Consider the following 16000-nt stretch of genomic DNA (forward strand, 5'->3'; position numbering starts at 1 on the left):
GGGCGGTGGAATCGCTGTCGCCGTTCCCCCTGTCGCTCCTGGTCATCGATGCCGACCACTTCAAGGCGCTCAACGACCGCTATGGCCACGCCGTCGGCGACGAGGTGCTGAAAGGCCTGGCGCGCTGCCTCGAAGCCAGCGTCGCCCGCGCCGGCGACCTCGTGTGCCGGGTCGGCGGCGAGGAATTCGTGGTGCTGCTTCCCGGAATCGACGGTCTGGGCGCCGCCCGTGTCGCGGCCCGCATCCACGCGGCGGTCGGCCGCCTCGATCTCGCCGTCTCGGGCATCGCGGCGGGCACGCTGACGGTCAGCATCGGCGTGGCGAGCAGCGACGACGTCGAACCGGGGATGTGGTCGCTGAGCGACCTCTATCGTGCCGCGGATGCCGCCCTCTACGCCGCCAAGGCGGACGGGCGGAACCAGACCCGCCATGCCGACCCTTCGGGCGGGTCCGCTGCTTCGGACGACGCGGCATTTTTCGAGCGGCGCACTTCGACGATGCTGTCCGACCCGGACGGAGCGCCGGCGTCCGGGTCCGTCGCCCGCGACCGGTCGAGGGAGGAGGGTCCGTTCTCCGGTGGTTCGGGCTGAGGTGACGCTGTCGCGGCGCTGCCCACGGCCTCCCGCGCCTCCGGGACCGATGTGCTTACGCACGGTGCTCGCGAGACCGACCAAGCCGCGCTTCGACTTCGACATCTACGATAGGGACGGCGAACGTCGGGCCTTCACCGTTTCGGTGACGAACGCGGCGTGTCACCCGGTCCGTTCGGCCTCCCTGTCGTATGGGGGACGCTGGCCGATCCGATGATCCTCCCCGAGCGTCACCGGATCGGCAGTTCCCGCTAAACGGGTTCCTCAGACGGGTTCCTCGGGCGGGCGCGGCTGGGCCGGAGCGAACAGGTCCTCCGGCGGGTCGATCACCACGCGGCCGTTGGCGATGTCGAGGTCCGGCACGAAGGCCTTGGTGAAGGGCAGGAGGGCCGTGGCGCCGCCCTGGGCCGGCTTGATTTCGAGAAGATCGCCGCCGCCGTAATTCGGCACGTCCGCGACGGTGCCCAGCACCGTGCCCTGCGTGTCGACAACGTCGAGGCCGACGAGATCCGCGGTGAAGAACTCGTCCTCCTCCGCCACGGTGCCGAGGCGTTCGCGCGGCAGGTACAGGGCGAGGCGGTTGAGACCCTCCGCCCCGGTGCGGTCGCCGACGCCCTTGACCCGCGCGACCAGGAGGTCGGGGGAGGCACCGCCGGCCTGCCGGACCTCGGTGAGTTCGATGCGGCGGCCATCGGCGCCGATCAGCGGCCCGTAGGACGCGATGGCCTGCGGGTCGCCGGTATAGGATTTCAGCCGGACCTCGCCGTTGAGCCCGTGCGCCCGCCCGAACTCGCCCATCTGGACGAGGCTCGGGTCGGTGGGCGGCAGAGGCACGTCGACCTCCGCCTTGGGCCGGTGGGGCGAGGTGGCCGCCTCGCTGCCGATGCGGCCGGGCCGCGCACGGCGGCCGCCGTCACCGTGGGTCGATAGGCCTCCGGGACGACGCGCCATGCGGGGGACCTCAGGCTGCGGCGTCTTCGGCCGGGGCAGCGGCCTTCTCGGCGCGCTTGGCGGCGCGCTCCTTGGCCTTCTCGCCCGGCTCGGCCTTCTGCGGGTTGTTGCGCGCGGGGCGCTTGGCGAGGCCGGCGGCGTCGAGGAAGCGCAGGACGCGGTCCGTCGGCTGCGCGCCCTTGGCGAGCCAGGCCTGGATCTTGTCGGCTTCGAGCACGATGCGGGCCGGATCGTCCTTGGCCTTCATCGGGTCGTAGACGCCGACCTTGTCGATGAAGCGGCCGTCGCGCGGGGCGCGGGCGTCGGCGACGACGATGCGGTAGTACGGGCGCTTCTTGGCGCCGCCACGGGTCAGGCGGATCTTGAGGGACATTTATTTCTCCTGATGAGGGGGTGTTGCGTGTGTCGGATGAGGCGTCCGGTGGGCAGAGAGGAGCGGAGAAGACGCAGGTCCCTTCGCTCGTCGCTGCGCACCGGCGCCCCGGTGCTACTTCTTCTTCCCGAACGGGAAGCCGCCGAGGCCCGGAAGCCCCTTCGGCCCGCCGAGGCCTGGCAGGCCCGGCATCTTGCCCCCGAGGCCCGGAGGCATGGGGGGGAGCTTGCCGCCGAGCTGCTTCTGCATGTCGGCGATCATCTCCGGCGTGGGCTCCGCCATGCCGGGGGGCAGGCCGGGCATACCGCCCATTCCACCGCCGCCGCCCATGCCGAACATCGAGCCCAGCGCCTGGCCGATGCCGCGCTTGCCCGAGCCCATCGCCTTCATCATGTCGGCCATGGTCCGGTGCATCTTGAGGAGCTTGTTCAGCTCCTCCACCTTCGTCCCCGAACCCGCCGCGATGCGCTTCTTGCGGGAATTCTTGAGGAGGTCGGGATTCTTGCGCTCCTGCGCGGTCATCGACGAGATGATGGCCCGCTGGCGCTTGAACATGTTCTCGTCGAGGTTGGCGCTCTCGACCTGCTTCTTCATCTGGCCCATGCCCGGGAGCATGCCCATCAGGCCGCCGATGCCGCCCATCTTCTCCATCTGGGCGAGCTGCATCGACAGGTCGTCGAGGTCGAACTTGCCCTTGCGCATCTTCTCCGCGGTGCGGAGCGCCTGCTCGTGGTCGATGGTCTCGGCCGCCTTCTCCACCAGCGAGACGATGTCGCCCATGCCGAGGATGCGGTTGGCGACGCGGGAGGGGTGGAATTCCTCGAGGGCGTCGACCTTCTCGCCGGTGCCGACGAGCTTGATCGGCTTGCCGGTGACGGCGCGCATCGACAGGGCCGCGCCGCCGCGCGAATCGCCGTCCATGCGGGTCAGCACGATACCGGTGACGCCGAGGCGCTCGTCGAAGGCGCGGGCGGTGTTGACCGCGTCCTGGCCGGTGAGCGCGTCGGCGACCAGCAGCACCTCGTGCGGGTTGGTCGCGGCCTTGACCTCGGCCGCCTCCGCCATCAGCGCCTCGTCGAGGGTGATGCGGCCGGCGGTGTCGAGCATCACCACGTCGAAGCCGCCAAGGCGGGCGGCGTCCATGGCGCGCTTGGCGATCTGCACGGCCGACTGGCCGGCGACGATCGGCAGGCTCTCGACCTCGACCTGCTTGGCCAGGATCGCCAGCTGCTCCATGGCGGCCGGGCGACGGGTGTCGAGAGAGGCGAGCAGAACCTTGCGCTTGTCGCGGGCGACGAGGCGGCGGGCGATCTTGGCCGTGGTGGTGGTCTTGCCCGAGCCCTGCAGGCCGACCATCAGGATGGCGACGGGGGCGGGGGCGTTGAGATCGATGATGCCGGCTTCCGAGCCCAGCATCGCCACCAGCTCGTCGTTGACGATCTTGACGACCATCTGGCCGGGCGTGACCGACTTCAGCACGACGGCGCCGACGGCCTTCTCGCGCACCTTCTCGGTGAAGCCGCGCACCACCTCGAGGGCGACGTCGGCCTCCAGCAAGGCGCGGCGGACCTCACGCAAAGCCGCGGTGACGTCGGCTTCGGTGAGGGCGCCGCGGCGCGTCAGGCCGGAGAGAATTCCAGAGAGGCGATCGGACAGGCCTTCGAACATGCGTCAGGCTCCCTGAACCGGCATCGTCTGCATCGTCGGAGCGATCACTGGTTGACGCCCGCGCTCTCGGCCCGCCGCGCCTGCAGCGCGTCCTCGAAGCCGCGGATCGCCTTGGCGAACTTGTCGCGGCATTCCGGATTGCAGAAGCCCACCACGGCGCCGTTGTAGAGGGTGAGCGAATCCGCCGCGATCGGCTTGCCCGACCACGGGCAGGTGTCGTTCACCGCATCCTCGATGCGCAGGGGCGTCTTCGCGGGGGCGTTGGGCATCGGGACTCGACGACGACGTGTGAACCGGAACCGACGCCCTGTTCTCCAACGCGAAACCCGCCCGAGGGCGCATCGCGCTGTCGGGCGTTGACCTCCGGCCTCACAGGGCCGGTCGGCGTTCGTGTTGACGATCAAACCGTCGCATGAATGCGATGGCGGTTAATCCGATGAGGGGGTGAAGTCAAGTTTTGCGCCTGTTCGGCGATCCGCCGCCCGCCAAGCCTCATACTCAGTTGTTCGGGACGACTCGGCTATGCGTTTGCCCTGAGCCCTCAGGACGATGAGAACGTCGATGGACGCCCACACCCTGACCCTGCTGCTGTTCCCCTGCGGCGCTCTCGCGCTGAATCTGTGGCCCCTGTGGCTGGCCCGTCGCGTGCCTTGAGCCGGGCCGAGCCGCCTACGACGGCGCCGTCGGGAGACCCGGGAGGGCGGTGAGCGACGGGTCCGAAAACGCCATCGCCTTGAACAGGCTGCCCATGCCGCGCCGGGACGGGTCGGTCAGGCGGGCCACCGCTGCCGTGATCGCATCGCGCTGGGCCGGGCTGGCGTCGCGGCCGAGGCGTTCGGCGCGCTCGCGCAGGCCCAGGGCGGCGAGAACGTCGCGCTGGTCGGCCGGGCCGTGCAGGGTCGCGCCCTCGGCGCGGGCGGCGCGGCCCAGGGCGGAAAAGTCCACATGGGTGGTCAGGTCGGCCTCGCCGGGCGTGGCGAGGGGCGGCACGAAACCGTGGCCGCGCATCGCCTGGAGCGAATCGCCGAACCCGGGCCGGACATGGCCGTAATCGATGATCAGGGCCGCGCCCCGGTCGGCGACGAGGCGACGGGCGAGGCTGCGCACGATCTCGAGGGCGGCGCTCGGCAGGGTCATCAGCACCCCGTCCAGACCGGTCGCGGTGATGCGGGTGTCGGGCTCGGCGGCGAGGCCGAAGACGAGGGCGGTCCCGTCCGGGGCGAGGCCCACGAGGCGCTCGAACCAGCCGCGCGCGGTGCGCTGGAACTGGCGCACGGGGAGCGCGTCGAAGAACTCGTTGGCGATGACGAGGGTCGGCGCGCGCGGGAGGGTATCGATGCTGTCGTGCCAGGTCGGCGCGGCGGCCGCGAGGCGTGTCGCCTGCGCTTCGCGCAGGACCGGGCTGGTCTCGACGAGGTGCAGGGCGGGGCGGAGTGTCGGGGCGGCGCGCGACAAGGCCCGGAGCGCGTCCTGCATCAGGGTGCCGCGCCCGGGGCCGAGTTCCACCAAAGCGAGATCGGGCGGTGCGTCCATCGCGCCCCAGGTCGCCGCGATCCAGATGCCGATCAGCTCGCCGAACATCTGGCTGATCTCGGGGGCGGTGACGAAGTCGCCACTCGCGCCGAGCGGGTCGCGGGTGCGGTAATAGCCGTAGACCGGATGGCCGAGGCAGAGGGTCATGTAGCGGTCGAGCCCGATCGGACCCGAGGCCAGGATCTCGTCGCGAATCGCGGCGAAGAGCGGACTCGTCACGCCGCGTCGGCCTTCGCCGGATTGGCGGCGCTGGCGGTGTTCGCGGGGGGCAGGTCCTCAACCGCGACACGCGGGCGGGTTGTGCCGCGCAACGCCATCACGATGGCGGCGAGCCCGACGAGCGCCATGGGGACACACAGCACCATCCCCATCGTGATACCGCCGGTGGACCAGTTCTCGGTGCCGAACAGGTAGCCGAGCTGGCGGTCCGGCTCGCGGAAGAACTCGCAGAAGGTCCGGGCCAGGGCATAGCCGAGGACGAAGATGCCGCCCATCAGGCCGGGCTTGCGGAAGCCGTAGGCGCGCACCGCCAGCGCCATCACGACGAACATCAGGGCGCCCTCGGTGGCGGCCTCGTAGAGCTGGCTCGGATGCCGGGGCAGGGGGCCGCCGGAGGGAAACACCACCGCGTAGGCGAAGTCCGGGGCGATGCGCCCCCACAATTCGCCGTTCACGAAATTCGCGATGCGGCCGAAGAACAGCCCGATCGGCACCACCACGCCGGCGATGTCGAGGAAGGTGAAGGGCTGGAGCTTGCGGGCACGGGCGAACAGCAGCATCGCCAGAACGGCGCCCAGGAAACCGCCGTGGAAGGACATGCCGCCGTTGCGGATGGCCAGGATCTCGACGGGGTCGGAGAGGTAGAGCGGCAGGTTGTAAAACAGCACGTAGCCGATGCGCCCGCCGAGCACGACGCCGAGCGCCACCCAGACGATGAGATCGTCGATGTCGGTGAGGGTCGGGCGCCGCACCACGCCCCAGTAGCGGTCCGCCGCCACCAGCCGACGGGCGTAGTACCAGCCGCCGAGCAGGCCCACGATGTAGGCCAGCGCGTACCACTTGATGGTGATCGGCCCGATCGCCACCGCTACGGGATCGATGGCGGGGAAGGGCAGGGCGAGGAGCGGCGGCATGGCGAGGCGTCCCGGTTGACCCGGGGCATTGGAGCCAAGCCCGCCGGGGGGTCAAGGCCGCTGAGGACATGGCTGACGAAGCAGGGCCGGCGAGCGCCGCCGGCCCTTCTTCGCGGGGGAAGGGGCGCGCGCCTCAGGCGGCCCGCACGGTGGCGAGGAAGGTGCCGACCTCGGTGCGCAGGTGCTCGGACTGGCGCGACAGGTCCGCCGAGGCGCGCTGGACCTGGGCCGCCGTGGCGCCGGCCTCCGCCGCCGCATGCGCCACCGCCTCGATGTCCTGGCTCATCGCCCCGGTGCCGGCCGAGGCCTGGCCCATGTTGCGGACGATCTCCTGGGTGGTGACACCCTGCTCCTCGACCGCCGCCGCGATGCTGCTGGTGACGACGCTCATGCTCTCGATGCGGGTGACGATGCTGCGGATCGCCCCGGTGGCGCCGGTGGTGGCGGAACGGATCGCCTCGACCTGCTCGGCGATCTCGGTGGTGGCGCGGCTGGTCTGCTCGGCGAGGTTCTTCACCTCCGAGGCGACCACGGCGAAGCCGCGCCCGGCCTCGCCGGCCCGGGCCGCCTCGATGGTGGCGTTGAGCGCCAGGAGGTTGGTCTGGCTGGCGATCTGCGAGACGAGGCCGACCACGTCGCCGATCCGGGTCGCGGCCTCGGACAGGGTCTGCATGGTGGCGGCGGTGCGGCCCGCCTCCTCGACGGCCTGACCCGACATGGCGGAGGCCTGCTCCACCTGCCGGCCGATCTCGCCGACCGTGGCGCCGAGTTCCTCGGCCGCCACCGCCACCGCGTTGACGTTGCCGGCGGTCTCCTGCGCGGTCGCCGCGACCGAGCTGGAGCGACGGGCGGTGCCGGCCACCGCCTCGGTCATGCCCGAGGCCGCGCCCTGGAGGTCGGACGAGGCCTGCGAAACGGTGCCGACGATGCCGCCGACGGAGTGCTCGAACCGGTCGGCGAGGTCGCGCAACAGGGCGCGGCGCTCGGTCTCCTGGCGCAGGCGTGCCGCCTCGGTGGTCTGGAGCTGCTGGGCGGCTTCTTCCAGGGAGATGTCCCGGATGGTGACGACCGCGCGGGCGATGTCGCCGATCTCGTCGGCGCGGCGGCTGCCCGGCACCTCGGCCAGGGTCTCGCGGCGGGCAAGCGCCTGCAGAGCGCGGGTCAGGGCGCCGAGGGGACCGACGATGGTGCGGGCGAACAGCAGGCCGAGGATCGCCGTCACGGCCAGCACCGCCAGGGCCGTGAAGGCCAGCGCCCGGGTCAGGGTTCCGACCGCCGCCAGCGTCTCGTCCTCGGATTGCTCGGCCAGGATGGTCCACGGTGCGCCGAGCACCGAGACCTTGGCGGTGGCGACCATGCGGCGCCCGGCGCCGTCCTGGTAGGTGAAGGGGCGCCCGCTCGCCAGGGCATCCTTGTCGAGGCCCAGGGTCGTCACGGGTGTGCCGGCGGTCACGGGCTTGCCGGAGTTGGCCGTGAGCGGCGGGTCGCTGCGCAGGGCGCCGTCGCCGCCCACCGCCATGACCTGACCGGTCTCGCCGAGGCCGCCGCGATCCGCGAGGGTGCGGTCGAACAGGGCCGGCGTCAGGCGCATCACCACGAAGCCGATCCGGGCCGAGTCCTGGCCGGTCCCCATGGCGACGTTGGCGCGGCGCGCGATGGCGCGGCCGATGAAGGCGGACGGCACGGCATCGGCCGGGTAGGCGCCGTAATCCTCGTAGAGGGTCGCGTCGGAACCGGAAGCCTTCAGGCGCTCCACCAGACGGACGAGGCCGGTGCCGGCCAGATCGGGCTCGGCCAGGGCGCGTCCGAAGTCCTTGCCCTTGGTCGTGGTGTAGACGATGCGGCCGTCCTCGGAGACGAAGACGAGGTCGGCATAGCCCGGCCGCTCCAGGATCTTGCGGGCGACCTCCTGGACCTTGGCGTGGCGGCGTCCGTACATCGTGCCGGCCGCCTCGGCGCCGAGGCGGGCTTCCAGCGTCGCGCCCTCGGTGTAGGTGCGGACGAGACCGGCGAAATCGGCCTTGGCCGGATCGAGGGCTTCGACGAGGTCGCCGAAATTGCCGCCCACCTGCGGGTTGCCCGCGATGGTGACGAGGTCGCCGCCGACCCGCTCGGCCACCAGCTCGATTCCCGCCTTGCGGGCCGAGGCGGCGAATTGCAGGCGCTCCTGGGCAGCATCCACCAGCCCGGCGCGGGCGCTGTACCAGCTCAGCCCGCCCATCACGGTGGCGCTGACGAGGGCGAGCCCGACCGTGATTGCGGGAAGGCGGAAGTTCAGACTGGAGAGACGAGGCATCGAAGGGCACCGATCGGGAAATGCGAAGCCCGATCATGCAACCAAATACTGAAGAATTAGGTTTCAGCCCGCCAGTCGCTCGGCAGCCCAGGCAGAGACTGCCGGTTACGCTCCGCCGATGCGGCATCAATTGTTGCGTTTCGGCCAGCGACGCGGCGGAGACTCTGGTCGACCACACGCCAACTCAAACCGGATGGCCGAAACCCATCCGGCTCAGGCAGCCTCCCGGCCGGATGCTCCGCCGTCGTCGAGAAACATCCGGTAGGCCGGGTTGTCGGTCTCGTCGATGCACGGATAGTCCAGCTTCGCGATGGCGGCATCGAAGCGGGCGCGGTCCGCCGGCGGCACGCCGATGCCGGCGAGCACGCGGCCGTAATCGGCTCCGTGATTGCGGTAGTGGAACAGGCTGATGTCGAAGTCGTCGCCGAGCGCGTCGAGGAACTTCATCAGCGCGCCCGGGCGCTCCGGGAACTGGAAGCGGTAAAGCCGTTCGTGGGCGAGCCCGGTGGTCCGGCCGCCGACCATGTAGCGGATATGGACCTTGGCCATCTCGTTGTCGCTCATGTCGACGGTCCGGTAGCCGGCGGCGCGCAGCGATTCGATCAGGCCGTGCTTCTCCCGCGCGCCGCCGGCGAGATTGATGCCGACGAAGATCTGCGCATCGGTGCCGGTCGCGTAGCGGTAGTTGAACTCGGTGATCGCCCGCGGCCCAAGGGTCTGGATGAAGGCGCGGTACGCGCCCTGGCGCTCGGGGATGGTGACGCCGAGCAGGGCCTCGCGCTCCTCGCCGATCTCGGCCCGCTCGGCGATGTGGCGCAGGCGGTCGAAGTTGAGGTTGGCGCCGCTGGAGATCGCCACCAGCGTGCCGGTCCCCGCCCCGGCGCCGTCCCCATGGCGCGCGGCGTAGGCCTTGGCGCCGGCCAGCGCCAGGGCGCCCGAGGGCTCCGAGATGGCGCGGGTGTCGTCGAAGATGTCCTTGACCGCCGCGCACATCGCATCGGTGTCGACGGTGATGACCTCGTCGAGGAACTCGGCGCAGAGCCGGAAGGTCTCGGCTCCGGCCTCGCGCACGGCGACGCCGTCGGCGAACAGGCCGACGGTGGGCAGCACCACCCGTTTCCCGGCCGCCAGGGCGGCCGCCATGCAGGCCGCATCGTCCGGCTCGACGCCGATGACCTTGGTCTCGGGCCGCAGGTATTTCACGAAGGTGGCGATGCCCGCGGCGAGGCCGCCGCCGCCGACGGGCACGAAGATCGCCTCGATCGGCCCGGAATGCTGGGTCAGGATCTCCATCCCGATGGTGCCCTGGCCGGCGATCACGTCGGGATCGTCGAAGGGGTGCAGGAAGGTCAGCCCGTCGCGCGCCTCCAATTCGCGGGCATGGCCCAGCGCCTCGTCGAAGGCATCGCCGAACAGAATGACCTCGGCGCCGCGCGCCCGGCAGGCATCGACCTTGATCGCCGGAGTCGTGCGCGGCATCACGATGACGGCGCGGACGTTGAGCCGTGCGGCGGCGAGCGCCACGCCCTGCGCATGGTTGCCGGCCGAGGCGCAGACGACGCCCTTGGCCAGCAGCTCGGGCGACAGACCCGACATCTTGTTGTAGGCGCCGCGCAGCTTGAACGAGAAGACCGGCTGCAGGTCCTCGCGCTTCAAGAGCACCGGGCGGCCCAGGCGCGCCGACATGCGCGGCATCGGGTCGAGCGGACTCTCGATGGCGACGTCGTAGACGCGGGCGGTGAGGATCTTGCGGATGTAGTCGGTCAAGGAGACACGGGCTCCGGCGAGGCGGCGATGCGGAAGACGGATGCCCGCACATAGGCGCTCGGCGCGCCAGAAGCGAGCGAGGTCCTGTCGCGGGCGAGGTCCTGTCGCGGGCGAGGTCCTGTCGCGGGCGAGGTCCTGTCGCGGGCGAGGTCCTGTCGCAGGCAAGATCCTGTCCGGGCGCCGCCGCACGATGGCGGCGACGCCGGCCCTCCCGGCAGCGACGCGAAGGCGCCTACTTGTCGAACAGGGCCTGCAGCGCCGCGCGCTCCCGGGTCTTGGGCAGCGCGATCAGGGTGAGGATGCGCGCCTTGTCCGGCGTCAGGTCGTCGGCGAAGACCGCGCCGGCCTTGAGCAGCGTGTTGCCGCCGCCCTTGAAGCCGTAGACCGGCAGCGCCCGGCCGTTGGAAACCTTCGTGGCCACGATGACCGGGACGCCCTTGGCGATGACCTCCGCGATGGCGTCGTGCATCTCGGCATTCATGTTGCCCCAGCCATAGGCCTCGACCACGATGGCCTCCGCCCCCGTTTCGGCGGCGTGGCGTACCTGACTGCCGTCGGCGCCGGCATACATCGCCACGAGATCGACCCGGGGCATGCGCTCGGGCAGCGGCAGGGTCTGGCGGCGCAGCGACTTACGGCTGAACACGACCCGGTCCTCGTCGACGTAGCCGAGGAAGCCGGCATCGCCGGAATTGAAGGTCTCGACGTTGCTCGTATGCGTCTTGCGCACCTCGCGGGCGGCATTGATGTGATGGTTCAGCGTCACCGTCACGCCCATGCCGTTCGCGCCGTCGGCGAGAATCTGCCGGGCCGCATTGAGGAGGTTTCGCGACCCGTCCGAATCCCAGTCGGAGGCGTTGCGCTGGGCGCCCACCAGGACCACGGGCTTGTCGCTCTTCAGGGTGAGGTCGAGGAAGTAGGCGGTCTGATCCAGGGTATCGGTGCCGTGCAGGACGATGGCGCCGCGGATCGCCGGGTCGGCCAGGATTTCGTCGACCTTGCGTGACAGGCCGGGCCAGCGATCCGGCCCCATATAGTCGCTCGGGACATTGCTGAACTCGGTGACGGCGATCGCCGCGAGGTCCTTGAGCTTCGGGACGGCCGCGACGAGATCCTCGCCTGAGAGGGCCGGCACCGGCGCATGCGTGGCCGGGTCGAGCTTCATGGCGATGGTTCCGCCGGTCGCGATCACGGCAATCTTCGGCAGGTCGGCCGCAGCTGTCGGTTGCATCAGAAGCAGTAAACCGCTCAAGCCGAACAGTGTCTGTCTCAGAATCATGGCTACCGGCATGAACGCACCTCGGTGGACGCAAGTCGTTTCAAAGGATTGCGGTCGCTCCGTCGACGATCGACCGGACGTCCAGCGTTGAAGGACCGCGCCGTCCCTGTCCAGATCACGCAGGGCGATGCTGTTTCATCGGGCCTGCGACTGTGATCGGCTCGTTTCGTTCGAGGCCGTCACTGTCGATGCGGCGTCAGGGGTGGTCCGACAGGCGCTCGACCAGGGCGGCGATCCAGATCAGCGCGGCGATGCCCTGGGCCGAGAAGGTCCCGGCCGAGGCGAGATCCTTGACGATGCCGATCTTGGGATGGTGCCCGGGATGGAGGTGGTCGCAGAGCTTCTCGATCGCGGTGTTGAGGAACTCGGCGGCCAGCATCAGCAGCAGGCTCGCCAGCAGGGCGACCCGGACCCAGAGCGTGGAGCCGAGCAGCAGCCCCAGCGGCACCCCGAGGACCAGCAGCACGAGTTCGAGGCGCACGGCTCGCTCGGTGCGGGCGCCGTGCACGAGGCCGCGCCAGGAATTGAGGAAGGCGAGATAGAGGGCGTGCATCTCAGCGGGCCGCCGGAGCGCTGCGGGTGATCCACTTGGCCACGACCGGTCCGGTGACCAGCACCACGAACAGCCGCAGGGTCTGGACTGCGAGCACGAAGGACACGTCGACCTTCGAGCCGACCGCGATGATCGCCACCGAATCGAGCCCGCCGGGACTGGTGGCGAGGTAGGCGGTGAGAAAGTCGATGGGCAGCAGGAAGGTCAGACCGTAGGCCCAGCCGCCGCACAGGGCGATCACCCCCAGGGTGGCGATCATGATGCCCGGCAGGGCGCTCACCGTTTCGCGCAGGGTCTCGCGCCGGAAACGCAGGCCGACATACCAGCCGATGGTGGCGTAGGCGAGGTCGAGGACCGGCATGGGCAGTGCCATCGACACGAGGCCGGAGGCGTGGAGCGCCGCGCCGAGCAGCATCGGCCCGATCAGCGCGAAGGCCGGCAGGCGCACGACCTTCGCCAGAACGGCGCCGGCGGCCGCCACCGCCAGGGTCGCCAGGATCGAGAGCGGTGCCACGCTGAAGGGGTCGGATGCCGGCACCACGTCGGTGACATCGGTGAGCAGGCGGGCCATGACGGAGGCCGACAGCACCACGGCGACCACCCGCACGTATTGCATGAAGGCCACGAGGCGGGGATCGGCGCCGTATTCCTCCGACATCGCCACCATGGCGGCGGCGCCTCCGGGGGACGAGCCCCAGGCCGCGGTGGAGCCCGGCAGGATGCGCAGGCGGGTGAGCGCCCAGCCCACGGCGCCGCCGACCAGCACCGTGACCAGCACCACCGCCAGGATCAGGACGCCGTCCTCCGACACCGTGCGGACGATCTCGCCGGTCACCGTATGGGCGACGAGGCAACCGATCATCGCCTGGGCCGCCTGGAAGCCGAATTTCGGCACCGACAGGTTCGCGCCGCCGACGCCGAAGGCGATCGCCGCCACCATCGGCCCGAGCAGCAGCGCCGCCGGAAAATGCGCGTGGTCGAGGCCATAGGCCAGGAGGCCGGAGGCGCCGAGGAGAGCCGCCCAACGGCCGAGAAAGCGCAGTGAGAGCACGGAGAGGCCGGAAGGATGCGGAGAGACGCGAAGGCCGGGCCGTACGGCCCGTCGTGCCGGGCGCTACACCGGATCGGCCACGCTGTCACGGCGCGGGATGCGCGGGCGGGGCATGCCGTCGTCGCGGCAGGCGGTGGTGCCGGACGGGGCATGGGCGCGGAAGAAGGCGGCGAGATGGGCGAGGCCGTCGCTGCGCGGATCGCTGGTGCGCCAGGCCAGGGCGATCGTACGGCCGGGGCCGTCGACGTCGAAGCTGCGGGTCACCGTGAGGCCGCTCGGGTCCGGTCCGGTGGGAACCGCGAGGGTGGGCAGCAGGGTGTATCCGGCCCCCGCCGCCACCATCGAGCGCAGGGTCTCCAGGCTGGTGGCATGGCGCCCGGCGGCGGAGCCGGCGCCGCAGGCCGCCACGGTCTGGTCGCGCAGGCAGTTGCCCTCGTCGAGGAGGAGGAGGTCCGGCCCGGCGATGTCGGTGGCGCGCAGCGCACCGCCCCGGGCGAGGGGGTGCTCGGCCGGGCAGGCGAGTTGAAACGGCTCGACGAAGAGCGGCGACACGGTGAGCCCGGAGGCCGGCACCGGCAGCGAGATCAGGGCCGCGTCGATGCGGCCGTTGCGCAATCCTTCGAGGATTTCGGCGGTACGGGCCTCGCTCAGGGCCAGGGCCAGCAGCGGAAACTCCTGGCGCAGGGTCCGCAACACCAGGGGGAACAGGTAGGGCCCGAGCGTCTGGATGGCCGCCAGGACGAGGCGGCCGGTGAGCGGGGCGCCGCGCCCCTCGCTGGCCAGGACCAGGAGGCGCTGGGCCTCCGCCATGACGATGCGGGCCTGGCGCACGATGGTCTGGCCGGCCGGGGTCAGCATCACCCGGCGATTGCCGCGCTCGAACAAAGCCAGGCCGAGCAGGTCTTCCAGCTTGCGGACCTGGACACTCAGGGTGGGTTGGCTGACGTTGCAGCGCTCGGCGGCCCGGCCGAAATGCATCTCCTCGGCGACGGCGACGACATATTCGAGATCGCGCAGGGACAGGCCCGACATATGCATAGGCTTTGCCTATCATCCCTTTCGCCACGATGCATTAGCCAAATCGCCGGCGCGGGTCCATAAGACCGGCTCGGAATGATTCCAAGATTCGGATGCGGCGGTCGCCGCGACGATCTTATCTGAGCGAGAGAGCACCGCATGAGCGATCAGCGCCCGATCCTGACCACCCGACAGGGCCACCCGGTTCGCGACAACCAGAGCACCCGTACGGTTGGCGAGCGCGGCCCCGCGACCCTCGAGAACTACCAGTTCATCGAGAAGATCACGCATTTCGATCGCGAGCGTATCCCGGAGCGCGTCGTCCACGCCCGCGGCGCCGGCGCTCACGGCTACTTCGAGGCCTATGGCAAGATCGGCAACGAGCCGGCCTCCAAGTACACCCGCGCCCGCGTTCTCAACGAGACCGGCGTCAAGACGCCGATGTTCGTGCGCTTCTCCACCGTGGCCGGCGCCAAGGAGAGCCCCGAGACCGAGCGCGACCCGCGCGGCTTCGCGGTGAAGTTCAAGACCGTCGACGGCAACTGGGATCTGGTCGGCAACAACCTCAAGGTCTTCTTCATCCGCGACGCGATCAAGTTCCCCGACATGATCCACGCGTTCAAGCCCGATCCGGTGACCAACCAGCAGGAGGCGTGGCGCTTCTTCGACTTCGTGGCGCAGCATCCCGAAGCCATCCACATGGTGACCCACCTCAAGTCGCCCTGGGGCATCCCCGCCAACTATCGCGAGATGGAGGGCTCGGGCGTCAACACCTACAAGCTGGTCAATGACCAGGGCGAAGCCGTGCTGTGCAAGTTCCATTGGGAGCCCAAGCAGGGCGTCCGCAACCTGACCTCGGCCCAGGCCTCCGAGATCCAGGCCAAGGATGTCGGCCACGCCACGCGCGACCTCTACGACAACATCAAGGCCGGCAACTTCCCCGAGTGGGAATTCTGCGTGCAGATCATGCCCGACGGTCCGAACGACCACCTGTCGTTCGATCCCCTCGACGACACCAAGCTCTGGCCGGTCGAGGACTTCCCGCTGCTGCCCGTCGGCCGCATGGTGCTCGATCGCGTGCCGGACAACTTCTTCGCCGAGGTCGAGCAGTCGGCCTTCGGCACGGGCGTGCTCGTGGATGGCATCGACTTCTCGGACGACAAGATGCTCCAGGGCCGGACGTTGTCCTACTCGGACACGCAGCGCTACCGCGTCGGTGCCAACTACCTCCAGCTGCCGATCAACGCGCCGCAGCCGGGCGTGAAGGTCTATTCGAATCAGCGCGACGGCCAGATGACCTACGGCGTCGACGGCACCGGCCCGAATGCCCACATCAACTACGAGCCCTCGACCCTGGCCGAGGGTCTGCGCGAGGCGCCGAAGCCGGCCAAGGATTATCACCAGCCGGTGCAGGGCCAGCTCGGCCGCTACCAGACCTCGCGCACCGAGGACGACTACACCCAGGCCGGCGTGCGCTACCGTTCGTTCCAGGATTGGGAGCGTGACGACCTCATCGCCAACCTCGTCGGCGATATGAAGCAGTGCCCGGAGCCGATCCAGCTGCGCATGGTCTGGCACTTCTGGCACGCCGACGAAGATTACGGCCGTCGCGTCGCCGAGGGTGCGGGGATCGATCTGGAGAAGGCCAAGGCTCTGCCGCCGCTTCCGGGCCGCGCCGCGCCGGGCAAGCGGCTCCAGGCCGAGACTTATACCGACGGCAGCCAGGCTCACAGCATCGCCGCCGAGTAAACTCACCGTCTCATCGCGAAGGCTGATCGAGTCCCGCCGG

14 protein-coding genes are annotated in these 16000 nt (G+C 70.3%); 2 read left to right on the top strand and 12 right to left on the bottom strand.

Annotated elements, in window-relative coordinates; translation table 11 throughout:
• On the top strand, positions 1–590 hold a 590-nt coding region (locus J7U37_RS03760; protein WP_247634855.1), incomplete at its 5' end, for a diguanylate cyclase.
• 264 nt (positions 591–854) lie between these two features.
• Here the strand turns inward: J7U37_RS03760 and rimM are convergent.
• The 12 genes from rimM to J7U37_RS03820 all read right to left on the bottom strand — a co-directional run bounded on the left by rimM (position 855) and on the right by J7U37_RS03820 (position 14232).
• Complete coding sequence (gene rimM, locus J7U37_RS03765) at positions 855–1541, bottom strand: ribosome maturation factor RimM (RefSeq protein WP_247634856.1); 687 nt, start codon at positions 1539–1541, stop codon at positions 855–857.
• 10 nt (positions 1542–1551) lie between these two features.
• Complete coding sequence (rpsP, locus tag J7U37_RS03770) at positions 1552–1914, bottom strand: 30S ribosomal protein S16 (RefSeq protein WP_055957770.1); 363 nt, start codon at positions 1912–1914, stop codon at positions 1552–1554.
• Between the two features lie 114 nt (positions 1915–2028).
• Complete coding sequence (gene ffh / locus J7U37_RS03775; protein ID WP_247634857.1) at positions 2029–3582, bottom strand: signal recognition particle protein; 1554 nt, start codon at positions 3580–3582, stop codon at positions 2029–2031.
• A 44-nt stretch (positions 3583–3626) separates the two neighbouring features.
• Positions 3627–3851, bottom strand: coding sequence for a hypothetical protein (locus tag J7U37_RS03780; protein ID WP_056189555.1), 225 nt, complete (start codon positions 3849–3851; stop codon positions 3627–3629).
• A gap of 400 nt (positions 3852–4251) precedes the next feature.
• Positions 4252–5334: an SAM-dependent methyltransferase gene (locus tag J7U37_RS03785; RefSeq protein WP_247634858.1), complete on the bottom strand. Its 1083-nt coding sequence runs from the start codon at positions 5332–5334 to the stop codon at positions 4252–4254.
• Positions 5331–6248 (bottom strand): prolipoprotein diacylglyceryl transferase, encoded by a 918-nt coding sequence (gene lgt / locus J7U37_RS03790; protein ID WP_247634859.1) that lies wholly within the window; start codon positions 6246–6248, stop codon positions 5331–5333. The genes J7U37_RS03785 and lgt overlap by 4 nt, the downstream gene beginning before the upstream one ends.
• Positions 6249–6381: 133 nt before the next feature.
• Entirely contained in the window at positions 6382–8544 is a 2163-nt protein-coding gene (locus tag J7U37_RS03795) for a methyl-accepting chemotaxis protein (protein WP_247634860.1), read from the bottom strand.
• Between the two features lie 213 nt (positions 8545–8757).
• Positions 8758–10311: a threonine ammonia-lyase, biosynthetic gene (ilvA, locus tag J7U37_RS03800; RefSeq protein WP_247634861.1), complete on the bottom strand. Its 1554-nt coding sequence runs from the start codon at positions 10309–10311 to the stop codon at positions 8758–8760.
• Positions 10312–10543: 232 nt separating this feature from the next.
• Complete coding sequence (locus tag J7U37_RS03805; protein WP_247634862.1) at positions 10544–11542, bottom strand: asparaginase; 999 nt, start codon at positions 11540–11542, stop codon at positions 10544–10546.
• A 244-nt stretch (positions 11543–11786) separates the two neighbouring features.
• Positions 11787–12143 carry a diacylglycerol kinase gene (locus J7U37_RS03810; protein WP_056189539.1) on the bottom strand — a complete coding sequence of 119 codons (357 nt, stop codon included), beginning with the start codon at positions 12141–12143 and terminating at the stop codon, positions 11787–11789.
• 1 nt (position 12144) lies between these two features.
• Positions 12145–13194, bottom strand: coding sequence for an AbrB family transcriptional regulator (locus J7U37_RS03815; RefSeq protein ID WP_247634863.1), 1050 nt, complete (start codon positions 13192–13194; stop codon positions 12145–12147).
• 63 nt (positions 13195–13257) lie between these two features.
• Complete coding sequence (locus J7U37_RS03820) at positions 13258–14232, bottom strand: LysR substrate-binding domain-containing protein (RefSeq protein WP_247634864.1); 975 nt, start codon at positions 14230–14232, stop codon at positions 13258–13260.
• Between the two features lie 138 nt (positions 14233–14370).
• Here J7U37_RS03820 and J7U37_RS03825 point away from each other — a divergent pair, with 138 nt between their 5' ends.
• Positions 14371–15960: a catalase gene (locus J7U37_RS03825; RefSeq protein ID WP_247634865.1), complete on the top strand. Its 1590-nt coding sequence runs from the start codon at positions 14371–14373 to the stop codon at positions 15958–15960.
• The last annotated feature ends 40 nt before the right edge of the window (positions 15961–16000 follow it).

The sequence above is a fragment of the Methylobacterium sp. 37f genome (assembly GCF_023093475.1).
GTDB lineage: Bacteria > Pseudomonadota > Alphaproteobacteria > Rhizobiales > Beijerinckiaceae > Methylobacterium.

Coding starts and splice junctions, on each gene's coding strand:
- J7U37_RS03825 (WP_247634865.1), top strand. CDS start 14,371: ATGAGCGATCAGCGCCCGATCCTGACCACCCGACAGGGCCACCCGGTT.
- J7U37_RS03795 (WP_247634860.1), bottom strand. CDS start 8,544: ATGCCTCGTCTCTCCAGTCTGAACTTCCGCCTTCCCGCAATCACGGTC.
- J7U37_RS03805 (WP_247634862.1), bottom strand. CDS start 11,542: ATGCAACCGACAGCTGCGGCCGACCTGCCGAAGATTGCCGTGATCGCG.
- ffh (WP_247634857.1), bottom strand. CDS start 3,582: ATGTTCGAAGGCCTGTCCGATCGCCTCTCTGGAATTCTCTCCGGCCTG.
- J7U37_RS03820 (WP_247634864.1), bottom strand. CDS start 14,232: ATGCATATGTCGGGCCTGTCCCTGCGCGATCTCGAATATGTCGTCGCC.
- rimM (WP_247634856.1), bottom strand. CDS start 1,541: ATGGCGCGTCGTCCCGGAGGCCTATCGACCCACGGTGACGGCGGCCGC.
- J7U37_RS03810 (WP_056189539.1), bottom strand. CDS start 12,143: ATGCACGCCCTCTATCTCGCCTTCCTCAATTCCTGGCGCGGCCTCGTG.
- lgt (WP_247634859.1), bottom strand. CDS start 6,248: ATGCCGCCGCTCCTCGCCCTGCCCTTCCCCGCCATCGATCCCGTAGCG.
- J7U37_RS03780 (WP_056189555.1), bottom strand. CDS start 3,851: ATGCCCAACGCCCCCGCGAAGACGCCCCTGCGCATCGAGGATGCGGTG.
- rpsP (WP_055957770.1), bottom strand. CDS start 1,914: ATGTCCCTCAAGATCCGCCTGACCCGTGGCGGCGCCAAGAAGCGCCCG.